Source organism: Methanosphaera sp. ISO3-F5, from assembly GCF_034480035.2.
In the GTDB taxonomy this organism is placed as follows: Archaea; Methanobacteriota; Methanobacteria; order Methanobacteriales; family Methanobacteriaceae; genus Methanosphaera.
Genome location: NZ_CP118753.2, coordinates 201,143 through 217,815 on the forward strand (window position 1 = coordinate 201,143; position 16,673 = coordinate 217,815).

Consider the following 16,673-nt stretch of genomic DNA (forward strand, 5'->3'; position numbering starts at 1 on the left):
AATAATATGTTAGATTTATTTCCTGAAAATGAAAAAAATGATTGGAAATTATTTATATCTTATCCAAAAGAATGTGATGATTATAATACTTTCATATCACGCTTAGAATCAGCTACAGAAGCATTTAGTTGGGAGGATATTACAGATATTTCTGAAAATAAATATGCTGAAGCTATTGCTGATTGTGATGCTTTAATAGTATTGTCTGGATTGTGGGATGATGATAGAAATTTAATTAAAGAGCACATACGTTATGCTCAAGCATTTAAAAAAGCAATAATTATAATTAGGCCGTATGGTGCTGAAGAAATTCCTACAGAATTAAGGGATGTTGCAACAAAAGTTGTTGGTTGGAATACGGCTTGTATAGTTGATGCAATACTTTTAAGTATAAATGGGGATGATTATGAATTTTTAATGTAATTCATATTCTTTTTTTTAGAAAAAGGAATCCAATGTTGACACGTCTTCTTTAATAAGTGTTAAAGGTGCTTCCATAGGAATAAATTCCATTTGTAATGATTCTAATTCTTCTAATGCATTTGTAGTTATATCTGGAGCTACAATTATTCCTCTAACGAAATCTTTGTTGTCTTTGAAGCAATCAACATATCTTTTTAATTGTTTTACGGCATTTATCCCGGCTTTTCTACTTTTAAATTCAAGTATCATTAATTGTTCTTTAGAATCAGTGCCCATCAAATCTATGAATCCATTTTCTGTCTGATATTCTCGTCTTGTTGGTCTAAATCCTTTTTCTATAAGTTCGGGTTTTTCCCATGCTAAATCAACCATATGTTTTTCATATCCTCTGATTTCAAGATCTTTAGTATCTACACAATTATAATAAGTTACATTATAAATTTCATCTAAAAATACCTTAATTTCTTCGTTAGGTTTAATTTTTTTACTGGTTAGTATAACCCCTTCATCAGTTAATGAGACCTTATTTTTACAACCAGGTGCTTGCCAATTCACTGGATCCAAATTAAGTTCCTGATGAATTGCAAAAGTTCCATCTTTTTTTATTAATATTAATCTGTCTCCACTTTCAAGAATACTTCTGGCTCTACCTTCATATTCAACATGACATTTTGATAAAATAATTAACATGGCCTTTTTATCAAAACCTTCCTGTATTATTTCAAATGCTTCTTCATTATCTGGATTTTCATGACTTTTAAATTTAATTATAATCACTTCTTATTAAATTCCTAATAATACATTTGTAAATAAAAGATTTAATAAATTATGTTAAATATATATTATTATAAAATATAGCAATGTTATGTCATATAATATATGTAGGTGTTTAACTTTGAAAAATATTTTAAAAAGTTTGACAATAATTGTAGCAGCTTTCCTAGCATTAATTTTAACAAGAATAGGAATAAGTTACTTGTTCATTCTAGTAGCATTGGGAATAATAATACCATTTATAACAGAAGATAAAAGAAGTGCAGTTATTTCAGGAGCACTGTATGCAATCATAAGCTACATGTTAAGTTATCCTTCTGGTTTATTCTTAATAAATTACATGCCAAAAATTGATATTCCAATAAAGGTTAGCTTTGTAGAAGTAATATTTAATTTATTCATGGGATTATTAATACCTGTGATAATTGCAGCTGTAATATGCTTCATTTCTGCAATTATTGGAAAATATCTAAGTCAATTATTCAAACAATATGTTGGTAATAACAACACTAAAAAAGATGAAAATAAACATTCATTTAATTATAATAAAGATTTTGAAGAAAATATTGAAACAAATAATAAAGAAGTCAAATATCATACCAGAAAAAGATTAGATGAATTATCACCTATTCAAAAAGCTAAAAATAGAAGAAAATACGAGGAGTAATATATGAAAAAAGTAATAATAGTAGGTGGTGGAACTGGAGGATTAAGTGTAGCAAGAGAACTATCAAAAAATCCAAATGTAACCATTACTATAATAGAAAAAGGCCCATTATCAGAAGTAAAAGATGCATATAAATATTATGATGTATGGGATAAAAATGAAATGGAGTTAATTAAAACAGATCTGGTTGGAGGATCATCATTAGTAATTGCAGGAAACTTTGTACCAACATTAGTAGAAGAATTAAAAGAATATGATATAGATATAACTCCTCAATTAGAACAACTTAAAACAGAAATTGGAATACAAACAATGCCAAAATCTCATGAGGGTAAAATAAATAAACTACTTAAAGATGCAGCAGCAGAATTAGGCTTGGACATGCAAGACATGCCAAAAGGTATTAATCCTAATAAATGCACACAATGTGGTAAATGTGCATGGGGCTGTCCAAATGGAGCAAAATGGAGCAGTATTGAAGATTTGAAAATAGCTCAAGAAAATGGTGTAAACTTAATAACTAACGAAGGAGTTACTGGTTTAATAATTGAAGAAAATAAAATAAAAGGTGTAAAAACAAATAAAGGCAATACTTTCATGGCAGATGTAGTGGTTTTAGCTGCAGGAGGTATGATAACACCAAAATTATTAAGAACAGCAGGAATCAAAGCAGGAGAAACATTCTCAGTAGATCCTTTCATAACAGTAGGAGGATACTTGAAAGGTGCAAATCAAGATCATGAAATTCAAATGAATAAGTTTATTAAATTACCACATATAGTAATTGCATCACACACAAGTCAATTCTTATTACCAAAAATCCAAGAAACACATCCTGATGCAACTTCTGATGATATAATCAGTTTCATGATTAAAGTTCCAGATAATTTAAGGGGTCATGTTTATATGAATGAAGTTGTTAAAGGAATAGACTTTGAAGATGCATCATTACTCGCAAGAGGAGCCGCAATTGCAGGGAATATACTGGTAAAAGCAGGGGCAGATATTGAAAGTTTGTCCTCAACTCATGTAAGAGGAGCACATTTAATTGCTTCAGCACGTATCGGTGAAATCGTAGACAGTAATTTAGAAACAGAAATAGAAAACTTATACGTGGGAGATGGTTCAGTACTACCTGAAGCCCCAGGTCTACCACCAATATATACTATATTAGCATTATCTAGAAGACTGGGCCAATATTTGGCGAATAAATTATAATTAACTTTTAATATGGGCTGTGATAATAGTAAAACTTGAAGCATTAAGAGTAATTTCAATATTATCATAGTTAATATAATAATTTTTTCCTTTTTTTACAACAACACTATTTTCATTTTCTATTAATTTAATACAATACATTACAACATCATCTGTTTTTAAAAGAAGGTTTTTCTTCACCCGTTTAATGCCAAGTTCTGTTGTATGAATTTTTTCTTTATTTTTCAATATTTCATCTTTCATAGGAATCATTTTTTTGTGAAAAAAATGTTGAATAGATTAAAGATCTATTCTTGATATTGTTTTGGCTACTTCGGCCAGTGCTGATTTTTGATCTATTTCTTCAATAATTTTTTTCACTAAATCTAAATCAGCATGTGTTTCAGGATATCTTGGAACAGCAGTACATCCACCATCAGGTATAATGGAAGTTTCATATGTTCCAATTCTTTTAGCTATACTTTCAATTTCAATTTTATCATAAGCGATTAATGGACTAAAAATTGGCATTTTACAATGATATCTTGTCGCTTCAATATTATTTAATGTTTGTGATGCTACCTGACCTATACTACTACCGTCAACAATTGCATTAGCACCTTCTTTTTTGGCCAATTTTTCAGCGGATTGATACATTCCACTTTTACATAAAACACAAGTCATGCGTGGAGGAGCCTCTTTTTGTGCATGTTCTAAGTAGTTTCCAAATTTTATTGAATATACTTTTATATCTTCGCCCATTGAATATTTTCTTAATTTATCAGCATTTTCAAGTACTTTCGGAACAGTTCCTGAACCATAAGGTGTATTGTCACAATGGAGTAATGAAAGTGAACAACCTCTTTTTAGCATTAACCATGCAGCAACAGGGGAATCTATTCCTCCTGAGATTAAGCATACAACTCTTCCTTGACTACCTACAGGCAAGCCACCAAGTCCTTTAATTTTTTCATAATAAATAAAAGTTTTATCATTACGTACTTCAACGTAAACTGTAAAATCTGGATGGGATAAGTTTACCTTAGCATTTGTTATGTCTATCACGATTGAACCGGCATATGCTGCCATTTCTTGGCTTGTGAAATCATGATTTCCAACACGCCTACATTTTGCTGCAAAACTATCTTTTTCTGGATTAAATTTTCCTGAATCAATCATAGGAGGTAATGTTTTCCTGATTAATTCAGCAATTTTTTCTTTATCTGTTATGGTTTCAAAAATAGGGCTATAAGATACAATACCGAATACTCTTCCAAGTACATCTCTTACTTTTTCATCATTTTCATCAGTAATTAATGTTAGTCTTCCTTGGTCATTATCAAATTCACAGTCTAATTCTGTTTTAATATTGGCTATTAATTTATTTTCAAATTTTCTTCTAATTTTAGGACTTTTTACACCGATTTCTCCATATCGTACAAAGTATTTCATTAAGTTATCTCCTATAATTTCGTTATTAATCTGGCCAGGTTATTTAAATCTTTTATTTCATATACTTCAGCACCTGCATTTTGATAATCTTTGACACAACTGGTTGGTGTGTTCCATTTGTTCATAGGTTCTGGGTTAAATATTAGGACTTTTGAACTTTTTGTTACTATTTCTTTAAGGAGTGAAGCACTTTCTAATATACCTTCTTCTCTTTTTCCTTGCCAATCTCTACAATCAGTTAGTATTATAACATTAGTTTTATGATTTAAATGGGCCTTGTTTAGAAATTCTTTAAAAGAATTTGCCATATCTGTTTGGCCATGTATCATTCCTCTTTGTAATTTTTTTAATGTCACTGTTTCGTAGGACAGTTCATAGGATTCCGTTTTTAATGCATCTGTTGTTTCAATTATTTTATTGTCAAATTCATAGCAAGTTATTTTGTCGAATGATTTTTGACAACCATATATTATTGAAAAAAACCAATTGCTAATCCAATCACAAGATCCGCTTACATCATTTAAAAATATATGTTTTGTTTTATTAATTTTTGGTTTATTATATTCAATATCTATTAATTTTCCACCGTTTTTCAAGTTTTTGCGTATTGTTCTGGGCATATTTATGTTGCTTGATTTAAGTAATCTTTTTCTTCTTGCTCTGTTGTTCGCAATTTTTTGTGCTAGTTTTCTACATAAATCTACAATACGTTCATCAAATGTGTTTAGGTGATTGATATCTGTTTTCAACAAATCTTTTTCATGTATTTTATTTTGTTGTAAATTCTCTGCATCAAATTCGGGAGGAATAATCTGGTCTAATGGTAAATCAGTTATTTGTGAATCAGGCATTCCCATAATGTCTTCTTGTTCTATTGCAGGATCTTTAAATGCACTGTCTGAGGTTTCTTTTGTTTTGTGTTTAATTATTTCATCAGGGTCTTGAAATAGTTCTTCAAATATAACATCAAATTTTTCTTCATCATGAGTATCTTTTATATATACACTTTTTAGAGCATTTTGCATGTCTTCTATTTTCGTCGTGTTTTTCATTAATTCCCATACGTCACAAGCTGTTTCGGTGCTTCTTACACTTACGGGTACTCCTTCTTCTCTTAGTTGATTTGATAAAGCAACTATTCTTTCATTAACCATGGGGTTGTCTCCTGATATAATCTTTATATATTTATATGAAATTTATTGTATTTCTATACTTACTTTAACATTGTTATATTTTTGTTTTTTAGTATAATAACTTTCTTCTTTTCAATTACTAAAAATTATATCTTATAACTTAAAAATATAATAATATATTAAATAAATACTTCACATAATCAAAAATTAAAGGATTTATATGAAAAGAGTAGTATTATCAGGAACTGGAAGTGGAGTTGGAAAAACCACTATTTCAACAGGAATAATGAGAGCATTATCAAAAAAACATAAAATTCAATCATTTAAAGTAGGTCCAGACTACATAGACCCATCTTATCATAAAATAGCAACAGGATTTGATGCAAGAAATTTAGATTCTTTTTTCATGTCTGAAGGTCAAATAAGACAATCATTCAAACAGGGAATGAATGCATCAAAAGCAGATTATGGTATAATAGAAGGTGTAAGAGGACTATATGAAGGCATAAGTCCAATCACTGATGTCGGAACAACATCTTCTATAGCAAAAGCATTACATGCTCCCATAATATTAATAATAAACAGCAGAAGTTTAGTTCGAAGTGCTGCAGCAATGACTTTAGGTTTCAAAGCATTAGACAATAAAGTGAATATACAAGGAGTAATATTAAATAATGTTAAAAGCCAAAAACATTACCTAAAAACTAAAGAAGCAGTAGAAACATTATCTAATACAAAAGTATTAGGTGGAATAATACGTGATAAATCAATAACAATGGAACAAAGACATTTAGGACTAATACCAGCAGTTGAAGAAGAAAGAATAAAAGATTTGATAGAAAAATGGGGCAACTTAATAGAAGACAATATTGACTTAGATTTATTAAAAGAGATAATGGACAATTCTCAACCAATTTCAGATACTTATGAACCAATATGGTCAAATAATAAAACAAGAGAAAAAACAAAAATAGGAATACCATTTGACGAAGCATTTAATTTTTATTACAAAGAAAATTTAGAAGCATTGGAAGCAAATAATGCAGAACTAAAATATTTCAGCCCAATACATGATGAAAATATTCCAGACGTAGATGCATTATATTTAGGTGGAGGATACCCAGAAATCTTCAAAAAAGAATTATCATCTAATACATCAATGTTAAAATCAATAAAAAAATTCTCAGAAGATAATCATCCAATTTATGCAGAATGTGGAGGATTGATGTATCTATCAAAATCAATAAACAACGAATCAATGGTAAATGTTTTTCCATACGAATCATACTTAACAAAAAAAGTTCAAGGATTAAGTTATACAATAGCAGAAGTAATACAAGATAATCCAATATTAAAGAAAAACACGCAATATCATGGACATGAATTTCACTATTCTAAAGTAGAATACAAAGGATCTAATAAACAAGATTTTGCTTTTAAAATGAAACGTGGTGTAGGAATCACTGGAAAATATGATGGATTACTAAAAAATAACACAGTTGCAAGTTATATTCATACACATACTTCATGTATACCTGAATTTGCATATAACTTCACACAATCAGCAATAGAAAACTAAAGGAAGTAAAAAAAATATGGTAGTTAAAATAGGAATAATAAAAGTGGGAAATATCGGAACATCAACAATAATAGATTTAATTCTAGATGAACGAGCTGATCGTGAAGATATCGATGTAAGAACTATAGGAACTGGAGCAAAAATGGGACAAGAACAAGTGGAAGAAGTACTTCCAAAAATTTTTGATTATAATCCGGATCTAATTATTTTCATAAGTCCTAACCCTAATGCAAAACAGCCTAGAAAAGCAAGAGAAGAATTATCAAAAACGGATATACCCGTTATTATTGTGGGGGATCAACCTGGCGAAAAAGCAATAAATAAAATGAAAGAAGAAGGATTAGGTTATATTCTCGTACGCGCAGATGCTATGATTGGAGCTAGAAGGGAATTTTTGGATCCTACAGAAATGGCTTTATTTAATGCTGACGTATTAAAAGTTTTATCTATCACAGGAACATTAAGACTAATAACACAAGCTATCGATTCAATTATAGAACAACTCATTGAAAAAGAACCAATAGATTTACCTGAACTAATAGTAAATGCAGAATTAGCTGTATTCAATGCAGGATTTAAAAATCCATACGCCATGGGTAAAGCAATTGCAGCATTTAATATGGCTACAATGGTTTCTGAAATGAACATGAAAGCTTGTTTTAAAATAAATGAACCCGATATTTACATACCTTTAGTAACAGCATCCCATGAATTAATGTCTGCCGCAGCAAAACTTGCTGATGAAGCCAGAGAATTAGAAAAATCCAATGATACTGTTTTAAGAACATCACATGCTAAAGATGGATCAGTATGGGTTAGACAATCATTAATCGATACATATAAATAAAAAAAAGGTGTTACAAGGAAAATTTTCATAATTTTCCTTTAGTACTTAAAATTTGGTCATGAGTAATTTTTGTTGCACTATTCAATGAACGAGCTAAAGATTTAAAAATAGCTTCACAGATATGATGATCATTTTCACCCTCTGCTTTTATATTAATATTCATTAAACCAGTATTAGCAAAAGATTCTATGAAATGTTTTACATTTTCTGAGCTAATATCTCCTATTTTCTGAAATTTAAATTCGGCATCGAACACAGTATAACTTCTTCCACTTATATCAACGGCTACTTGTGCTAAAGATTCATCCATTGGCACAATACTAAAACCCATACGTTCAATTCCTTTTTTATCACCTAATGCTTCTTTAAAACATTCTCCTAATAATAATGCAGTATCTTCTACTGTATGATGGTCATCAACTTCAATATCTCCATTTGCCTTAATATTCAAGTCAAAGAATCCATGTCTACTAAATGAATCTAACATATGATCCAAAAATTTTAGTCCCGTGTCTATGTTACTATTTCCTTTTCCATCTATGTTTAATTCAATTTCTATATCTGTTTCTTTTGTTGTTCTGTTTAATTTTACAATCCTCTTATTAACCAATTTTAACACCTTGTTTCTTATTATTTTATTCTAATTTATATATTAAATCTTTATTTTCAATATATTTAACTACTTTTTGTGTATATTTCTGTAAAAAGGATATTTTGTTTAAATATGATGTAAAGAAGTTTATATCTCTTTTTGTCAATACTTTCAACCTTACCAATGCAATGAGGTAAATTATACCTCCTAAGATAAATCCTATTATAGAACCAATAATTGTCTTCGGAATTATTAATGAAACTACCATTAAAATAATATTTGATGATATAATCATAAAAATATTTGACCATGGGATGGATATGTTGGTATTTTCAATAACAAAATACATAATGATAATCATCAATATACATGTTGTAATAGTAGTTCCTATAGCGGCTCCAATAATTCCTAATAAATATACTAAAACAGTATTTAAAACCACATTAACAATAGTTCCCATTAACAATATATACATGGGTAACCTTGGATGACCAATACCCTGTAATATACTGCTACAAATCATATAAATACTATAAAACGACATTCCCAATACTAAAATACTTAAAACACCAGAACCATTAACATAAACACTTCCAAAAAGCAAAGTAATTAAAGGAGTGCTAAAAACACTAATCAATACACATAAAGGAAGCACAGTTAAAATACTATATCGTAAACAATCAACAACATACTCTTGTAACATTTTCTGATCGTTTAAAGCATACGCCTCAGCAGTAGCAGGCAATAATACTGTTGCCACAGATAATGAAATAACTAAAGGAATTCTTGAAATCGGATCAGCAGCATTATAATATCCTACATCAGTAGATAACATTAAAACACCAATAACTAAAGTTCCAACATCATAAATAGCCATTTCAGATAATGCAGTTATTGCTACAGGCACAGCAAATTTAATCAACATCCATAGTAGATTAATTTCTTCTCTCACACTCAAATTCAAAGAATCTTCTGAAGCAAACATGGGACTAATATATTTTTTATATAGAAAAACTGCCGTAATTGCAGAAACTATAAAACCAAATGCACCACCTAATACAGCACCCATAGCATATAATCCACAATAAACAAATACACATGCAAAAATTATAGTTGCTATTTGTTCTGCCATTCTATTATATACAGTATATTCATTTCTATAAACACCTTGAAAAGCTCCTCTCATAGCACCAACAACCACACTAAACGGGGTTATTAAACTAACAGCTCTTAAAGGCCAAACAACTAATGGTTTATGAAATATGTTATTTGCAATAAAATCTGATGAAAATAACAAGACAATACTTAATAATATAGCCATTAACACCATAAATTTCGTTGCAGTTAAAATAACTTGTCTAGTTAAAGCTTTTTGATCTTTAGCATTATACTCTGCAACATATTTTGAAATTGCTGGGGGTAATCCTCCTGCAGATAATATTTGAAAAATTCCCTGAAAAGGCAATGTTAATCCATATAATCCATATCCTTCAGGACCTAACATTCTGCTCATCAGCAATCGGTTAATGTACCCTCCAACACGGAATAGAAGATTTCCTATTAGTAGTATAAAACTATTTTTAAGAACTTTATTTGTCATGTTATTCATATGTATATTCCATCTTAAAATTAAATAAAATGTTTATATCAGTTTATAAATATATAATTATATAGTTTAGTATATATTTAAAGCTAATTAACTATTTTATGGTAGATTTTTATGAATTACAAAAAGTTTGATTTATTTTCACCAGTAGTATTTGTTATATTGGTTATAGTTTATCTAATCTTTTCAGAAATAGCGTTTCATTATCAGTTAAAAGAGTTAATTGGAGTAAATATTAACACAATTTTCATAATAGCATTAGGTATCATATTTTATTTAGTAGGTTATTATGTATGTAAATATTTTTTAAAAAATAAAGAATTTACAATAGATAAAAATAAAATTGATACAATATTTTCAGAGAAAACGGTTCTATTTCTTGTGGTAACAGGTATAGTTTTACAAATAATAAATTTATTGTATTTAGGTGGAATACCTTTATTCAGTGGTTATTTAAAAGCACATGCTGCTACAAGAATTTGGTTATTGTCCTATTTAATATTCTTACCATCAATAAATCTATTAATAGCAAAATATGATAACAAAAAGTATTACCTATTATTCTTGGTGGGATTGTTATTATTTACTTTGACAGGATATAGAACAACAGTAATGGCAATTGTAATAAGTATATTGATAACCGTATATTATACCAAAGAAATACCTAGAACCTATTTAATATTAGCTGGAATAGGTATTTTTGTATTGTTATTAATAGTAGGTTATGTTGCCGTTAAATCTATAGAATGGCAAAATTGGACATTAAATCCATTAGAATTATTATTCTATAGGGCAGGTTATACATTACAAGTATTAGATCATGCAGTAGGTTTACAGGGAAGTACTAACGGTACATTATTATATAATACATTAACAGGCTTTTTCAAATCTACCGATCCAAGGGTGATAGTTGGTTCCACAACATTAGGTTATGCACATTCAACAACATCTATGATTTTTGGTCCAGCATTATTGGACTTTGGATTATATGCAATGTTATTACAGATGGTATTATTAGGTTTTGTTATGAATTTAATATATATCATTCAAAGATCAGTAGGAAACATATTTGTAGCATTATATGCAATGTTATTCGCACATGTATTAATATGGATTGAAACAGGTCCAACAGATTTAGTGGTTTTATTATTCTTCTTAATATCTTTAATTATCATAGGATATTTTGTAAAAATTAAAAAGGGGGGAAATAAGTGAACATAGCTATCGTAGCAGAGACAGCACCAGCAAAAACATTAATTCCTGTTATTGAAAAATTAGATTCAGAAGTATTGTCTTTAACTCATGGAGATGGGGTTGAAAAACTATTAGAACCTTATAGTTATGAAATTGTTAATATAGGTCAAGGAAGACGTAATACCACTAAAAAAAGAAGTAATTTCACTATAGGGCGATTAGTTTTACAAGATACTATTCACACATACAATGCATTAAAAAATAGGAATTTGGACTTAGTTTTAACATGTGGTAATGCAGGAGATGTACGTAAAGGAATTTCAGCAGCTAAAAAATTAAATATACCTAAAATTCATATTGAACAGGATATATATAATCCTATTGAAATGATTGCATACGCTGATTTAATAACAGTACCAAATACTCATGCTAAAAAATCATTAAAAAAAATGTATGATATTATTAATACAGTAAATATTAAAGGATATCCTCAAGCAGAATATGTTAGCAGAGTGCCTATAATGGAACCTGAAGATATTTATAAACATTATGGGATAAACGATTTTTATGTTTTATTTTTAGGTGGAGATACAAGAAGCACAGATATTCCTTATATTATTCAAGAAGTACAAAAATTGGATAAAATTATTTTAATAGTTCCTTATAGATTTGAAGCTAAATCTATTGCACAATTTGTAACACGAAAAGGTGTGTATATTCTTGATGGTTATGTTGATCTAATAAGTCTTATGAATGCATCACAAGGAGTAATATATTGTGCTGGTATGGGCGTAACTATAGAAGTGGGAGCATTATCTGTACCTTCCGTAAAATTGCTGGGTTTTCATACAGAACATGCTAGTAATGAATTAGCACAATCATTAGGTATTGATGTTATTACTGTTTATGATATGGAGTATGCAGTAAATCGTATGAGAAAACCACATGGGTCTCGTTTGGTTAAAAATGGAATTAAAGCAAGTAATAAAATTGCGGAATTAACAAGGGATATGGATATGTTTGACCAAACATGTGGTGGTAGAAAAAGTTTAAAATTGATTTGGAATCAGAGGAAAAAGTATAGATAACATTTTCTTTTATTTTTTAAGTAAAAACTACCAAAAGATTAATCTTTTGGTGTTTTAATATGGTTAAAATTTTAGTTTTGATACTACAGCTATGTCTGATGCCTTTACAGTTTTTCTTCCTGCATGTTTTGCTATTTTTATGGCATCTTCTGAAATTTCAGTACCTATTTCTTCAAGTACTTTTGTTAGTTCAACTTTTGCATCATCACTTACTCTTTCTGCACCAGCATTTTTTATTAATCTTCCTACTGGAGCTACAGGTATCTCTGACATTTAGGTTCACCTCCATTTATATATTTTTATATAATGTTTTATTATTATATAAATGTATCCTTTATTTTCCTTATTTTTTAAAATAATTTTATTTTTTATTTTAAAAGTATTTTTTGTTTCAATTTTTTATTCTTAATCATTTTTATTAAAATAAAACGGATTTATGTCCTATTTTTAACATATAACTTATTTATTTTATGCTAATTTATGCAATATTTTTAAATAAATATTTGTATGGTTCTATTAAAACTTATTGAAGCAATATCTTAAAAAATAATTTTCATATAATTCTTTAAAATCAGATTAATTATTAATAATTTAATATTAAATAAAAAAAATAGCAGGGGGGGGGGTGAATTATAATGCAATAGGACCATTACTTGGATCAGAACCATATAATAAATCACAAATTTCATATAACTGATCAATACCACGAACTTCATGAGCTTGTAAAGGAATTCTTGCAATAATTTGTCCTTCAAATGTTTCTTCAATAGTATTTAAACGTTTTTCCTGAATCTCTCTTCTAGCTTTACAAAATTCGCAATGATTATTATCCGGCTGTATCTTATTAACTATAATTCCATCAGTATTCATATCATATTTATGTAATGCATCCATTGCCCTACTTGATTCAATAATTGACATTTCTTCAGGAATAAGCACGGTTTTAAATGAAGTTCTTGAAGGATCACTTAATACATCTCTAGCTTTTAAGATTTGTTCTTTTGTCTTGTTTAATTCTTCCATTTCTGCTTGATTTTCTTCATCAGAACCCATAAACGGAATAATATTTTTTAACTTGTTCGCCATTTGACCCAATTGTGTTTTAGTTTTAATTAATTTTCCCATCCATGAATCCATCATCTCAGGGAAAGAAAGTAACCTTAAGGTATGTCCAGTAGGAGCAGTATCAAAAATTACAACATCATATTCATCACTAGTCATATATTCCATAAATTTTTCAAAAGCTGCTACTTCATCAATACCTGGTGAAGAACTCATAACATCTAACTGATCAGAAAACATGCTTAAAGCATCATTATACTTCTGTTGTTGGTTCATTTTATCTTTATATTCTTCCATAGCTTTATCCGGATCAATTTCAATAGCTTCTAAATTTTGAGTAATAGGTGTTGCAACGTGCTTTATAATTCTATCAAAAGAATCTCCTAAGGAATGGGCAGGATCAGTAGAAATGATTAAAGTTTTTTTGTTCATTCGTGCACACCAAAGCGCTGTCGCTGCAGAAACAGTAGTTTTACCAACACCACCTTTGCCTCCAATAAAAATAAATGTTGTACTTTTTTTATTAAATTTAACTAAATCAGTAAATGCCATTCTATTCCTCCAATTATAAATTGTATCATTTCTTTAAATTTTCAATATATAATTAATATATCATTTTAATCAATTAAACTTTTTTAATTAGCATAATTTGGTGTTGTCAAAATGTGTGGTGAAGTTACCTTTTCCATCATAAAATTGCGTTTCGAGAATCCCATCTTTTAAGCTTCAAATTTAGTCTAGATAAAAATCCTCGTAATGTTTTAAATTTATTTTTTAAAGATTTAGGTGCTAAATCACCAAAAATACGTTCAATCCAATTACTAGTACGTTCAATAAAACTATCTTCAAGAAACATAGTTAAATAACGAGAATAAGGACGAATCTTTTTATCAATAATCTCATTAATAACATCCGGAAACTCTTCACGCCTACCAGAGAGATTATCCAATATATCTAAAACTTCAAATCTATTGTTTGATTCATAAATTTGATAAATTTCTTCTAAATATTTTTTATATTCCTTATGAGTCTTTTTTGAGATATTGTTCTCTTTTACATGATTATATAAGTATTTGTTGATGTTTTGTTTGGTGTGGAATTCACAAAATTGGTGTTTGAATCCTAAATCTTGTATTGGTTTTCGATAAGCAATATGTAAGTCAGTTGTAATTGCTTTACGGGGTTGATTAAGAGTAGCATTTCGTAAGAAATTATAAACTTCCGTACTATTTTCTTCTTCAACTATTTTATAATCCACCAATGTTCTATGATGTACATCAAATAATGCAAAGAAATAAACATAATTATCACTAATTTCATCTATTTTAACCCATAAACTATCAAACACATAATATCCAGAATAAGTTTCCAAATTAGACTCATATTTAATAATATAATCGACTATAATGTCCTGTACTTCCTGATAAGATACGCATACATTATGTATTCTTTTCATGATCTCCTGTATTCTACGAACGGGAGTACCACAAATAGCATAATAATTCTGTATTATCTTCATAATACGCTTGGAAACACTGAATTTTCTATCAACTACACTGCTAATATCTGCAGAAAAACCTTTACCACAATTACGACATTCATAACGTTTAATACGAGCATCAACATTACCAAAAACATTTAAAACAAGCTTTTTAGGATAATAACCATCTTCAACAACATGTTTAGAACCACAATGAGGACAATAACTCCTAAATTGAGTAAAAACAACACCATCTTTAGTTTCAAAAACTTTCAAATTATCCGCAATCCGAGATAGCTTAGATTTCACATAATCCTCAGCACAGGAAACTGGAAGATCATCATCAAAATAATTATCCAAATAATCTACAATCAAATCTTTACAATCAACAGATAATAAATTTACACATTCATCATCAGTATTATCTTTTCTAATAACATCAACCAATGGTTCACTAAAAAAACCGTCAAGTTTAAGTTGATGACCAACATAATTAATAATAGGAGAGTTATTTTGTACTTTCATAATATAATATCTCTCCTTTTTACTATAAAAACTTTATTATCGCTTATTTTTTAAAACACGCCCCAAGGGGCGAATAAAACTAGTAAAAATTAACATTTAAAAAGAATTAAAAAAGTATTACTTTTTTGCTAAAAAGTAACTGAAAATTCATCACCACACATTCTGACTACATCCATAATTTTAATACATATTAAACAAATAATTATCTTTAATTACTAAAGGAAAACGAAAAAATGATTGATTTACCAAAGTTTAACCCAGACATTTTTATTGATAATGCTTGTGGTTTTATAAAACAAACAGTAGAAAATGCTAAATGTGATGGCATAGTACTTGGTTTAAGTGGTGGAATTGATTCAGCCGTGGTAGCATATTTATCAGTTAAAGCATTAGGCTCATCTAAAGTACATGCATATATTCTTCCATCAGAAACTACATCCGAACAAGACTTAAATGATGCAATATTAGTTAAAGAAAAACTTAATATTCCTGGAGAAATATTATCCATAGAAGATTTTCATTCAAACTTATTAAAACTATGTAATAACAAAAAATTACCTCAAAAAAACACCAAATTAGCATCTTCAAATATTAAGCCACGCTTAAGAATGAGTATATTATATTATTATGCTACCATTTACAATTCATTGGTTGTTGGCACAGGAAACAAAACAGAACTAAGTGTAGGATATTTTACAAAATATGGTGATGGTGGTGTGGATTTGTCACCTATTGGTGACTTATATAAAGAAGAAGTAAAACTAGTAGCTGAAGCATTACAAATCCCTAAACAAATTATAACAAAACCACCAACAGCCGGATTATTACCAAATCAAACTGATGAAAAAGAATTAGGAATGACATATCCAATAATTGACAGATTATTGTATTTGTATCTTGACAAAATGGAATCTATTCAAAACATATCTAAAAAATTAAATATAGAACAATCAGAAGTAGAACGTATTGTCAACTTATACAATAATTCAGAACATAAAAGAAAACCCGCACCCATACTCAAAAAATAACCTTCACAAAGCCTTTCTTTTTTTAT

17 protein-coding genes are annotated in these 16,673 nt (G+C 28.7%); 8 read left to right on the forward strand and 9 right to left on the reverse strand.

The window, feature by feature from the left end; translation table 11 throughout:
- The first annotated feature begins 6 nt into the window (after nt 1–6).
- The gene (locus PXD04_RS12685) at nt 7–423 is read left to right on the forward strand and encodes a hypothetical protein (RefSeq protein WP_323737240.1); all 417 of its coding nucleotides are present in this window, start codon (nt 7–9) and stop codon (nt 421–423) included.
- A 15-nt stretch (nt 424–438) separates the two neighbouring features.
- On the opposite strand, the gene nucS is transcribed toward PXD04_RS12685, so the two are convergent.
- Nucleotides 439–1,200 carry an endonuclease NucS gene (nucS, locus tag PXD04_RS12690; RefSeq protein ID WP_323737241.1) on the reverse strand — a complete coding sequence of 254 codons (762 nt, stop codon included), beginning with the start codon at nt 1,198–1,200 and terminating at the stop codon, nt 439–441.
- A gap of 118 nt (nt 1,201–1,318) precedes the next feature.
- On the opposite strand from nucS, the gene PXD04_RS12695 reads away from it, so the two are divergent.
- Both PXD04_RS12695 and PXD04_RS12700 read left to right on the forward strand, forming a co-directional pair.
- Entirely contained in the window at nt 1,319–1,864 is a 546-nt protein-coding gene (locus tag PXD04_RS12695) for a hypothetical protein (protein WP_323737242.1), read from the forward strand.
- Nucleotides 1,865–1,867: 3 nt separating this feature from the next.
- On the forward strand, nt 1,868–3,082 hold the full coding sequence (locus tag PXD04_RS12700; RefSeq protein WP_323737243.1) for a GMC family oxidoreductase N-terminal domain-containing protein: 1,215 nt from the start codon (nt 1,868–1,870) through the stop codon (nt 3,080–3,082).
- Here the strand turns inward: PXD04_RS12700 and PXD04_RS12705 are convergent, their stop codons facing one another.
- From PXD04_RS12705 to PXD04_RS12715, 3 genes are read right to left on the reverse strand one after another with little or no spacing between them, the layout of a single operon-like run.
- On the reverse strand, nt 3,083–3,325 hold the full coding sequence (locus PXD04_RS12705) for a DUF3781 domain-containing protein (RefSeq protein WP_323737244.1): 243 nt from the start codon (nt 3,323–3,325) through the stop codon (nt 3,083–3,085).
- 36 nt (nt 3,326–3,361) lie between these two features.
- Nucleotides 3,362–4,513 carry a tRNA uracil 4-sulfurtransferase ThiI gene (gene thiI / locus PXD04_RS12710; protein WP_323737245.1) on the reverse strand — a complete coding sequence of 384 codons (1,152 nt, stop codon included), beginning with the start codon at nt 4,511–4,513 and terminating at the stop codon, nt 3,362–3,364.
- 11 nt (nt 4,514–4,524) lie between these two features.
- Nucleotides 4,525–5,667 carry a VWA domain-containing protein gene (locus tag PXD04_RS12715; protein ID WP_323737246.1) on the reverse strand — a complete coding sequence of 381 codons (1,143 nt, stop codon included), beginning with the start codon at nt 5,665–5,667 and terminating at the stop codon, nt 4,525–4,527.
- 199 nt (nt 5,668–5,866) lie between these two features.
- Here PXD04_RS12715 and cfbB point away from each other — a divergent pair, with 199 nt between their 5' ends.
- Nucleotides 5,867–7,225, forward strand: a complete 1,359-nt coding sequence (gene cfbB, locus PXD04_RS12720; RefSeq protein ID WP_323737247.1) for a Ni-sirohydrochlorin a,c-diamide synthase — start codon at nt 5,867–5,869, stop codon at nt 7,223–7,225.
- A 16-nt stretch (nt 7,226–7,241) separates the two neighbouring features.
- A complete protein-coding gene (locus tag PXD04_RS12725; RefSeq protein WP_323737248.1) occupies nt 7,242–8,072 on the forward strand; it encodes a F420-dependent methylenetetrahydromethanopterin dehydrogenase in 831 nt (276 codons plus the stop codon).
- A 25-nt stretch (nt 8,073–8,097) separates the two neighbouring features.
- Here PXD04_RS12725 and hisB read toward each other — a convergent pair whose 3' ends face one another.
- Nucleotides 8,098–8,682 carry an imidazoleglycerol-phosphate dehydratase HisB gene (hisB, locus tag PXD04_RS12730; RefSeq protein ID WP_323737249.1) on the reverse strand — a complete coding sequence of 195 codons (585 nt, stop codon included), beginning with the start codon at nt 8,680–8,682 and terminating at the stop codon, nt 8,098–8,100.
- Between the two features lie 25 nt (nt 8,683–8,707).
- The gene (locus PXD04_RS12735; protein ID WP_323737250.1) at nt 8,708–10,273 is read right to left on the reverse strand and encodes a flippase; all 1,566 of its coding nucleotides are present in this window, start codon (nt 10,271–10,273) and stop codon (nt 8,708–8,710) included.
- Nucleotides 10,274–10,384: 111 nt separating this feature from the next.
- Between PXD04_RS12735 and PXD04_RS12740 the strand changes: the two genes are divergently transcribed.
- Entirely contained in the window at nt 10,385–11,485 is a 1,101-nt protein-coding gene (locus PXD04_RS12740; protein ID WP_323737251.1) for an oligosaccharide repeat unit polymerase family protein, read from the forward strand.
- Nucleotides 11,482–12,552, forward strand: coding sequence for a hypothetical protein (locus tag PXD04_RS12745; protein ID WP_323737252.1), 1,071 nt, complete (start codon nt 11,482–11,484; stop codon nt 12,550–12,552). The genes PXD04_RS12740 and PXD04_RS12745 overlap by 4 nt, the downstream gene beginning before the upstream one ends.
- Before the next feature lie 63 nt (nt 12,553–12,615).
- On the opposite strand, the gene PXD04_RS12750 is transcribed toward PXD04_RS12745, so the two are convergent.
- The 3 genes from PXD04_RS12750 to PXD04_RS12760 form a co-directional block, all read right to left on the reverse strand.
- Nucleotides 12,616–12,825: a histone family protein gene (locus PXD04_RS12750; protein WP_323737253.1), complete on the reverse strand. Its 210-nt coding sequence runs from the start codon at nt 12,823–12,825 to the stop codon at nt 12,616–12,618.
- A 357-nt stretch (nt 12,826–13,182) separates the two neighbouring features.
- Complete coding sequence (locus tag PXD04_RS12755) at nt 13,183–14,166, reverse strand: arsenical pump-driving ATPase GET3 (protein WP_323737254.1); 984 nt, start codon at nt 14,164–14,166, stop codon at nt 13,183–13,185.
- A gap of 136 nt (nt 14,167–14,302) precedes the next feature.
- Nucleotides 14,303–15,619: a hypothetical protein gene (locus PXD04_RS12760; RefSeq protein WP_323736961.1), complete on the reverse strand. Its 1,317-nt coding sequence runs from the start codon at nt 15,617–15,619 to the stop codon at nt 14,303–14,305.
- A gap of 233 nt (nt 15,620–15,852) precedes the next feature.
- Here PXD04_RS12760 and PXD04_RS12765 point away from each other — a divergent pair, with 233 nt between their 5' ends.
- On the forward strand, nt 15,853–16,647 hold the full coding sequence (locus PXD04_RS12765; RefSeq protein WP_323737255.1) for an NAD+ synthase: 795 nt from the start codon (nt 15,853–15,855) through the stop codon (nt 16,645–16,647).
- Nucleotides 16,648–16,673 lie beyond the last annotated feature (26 nt).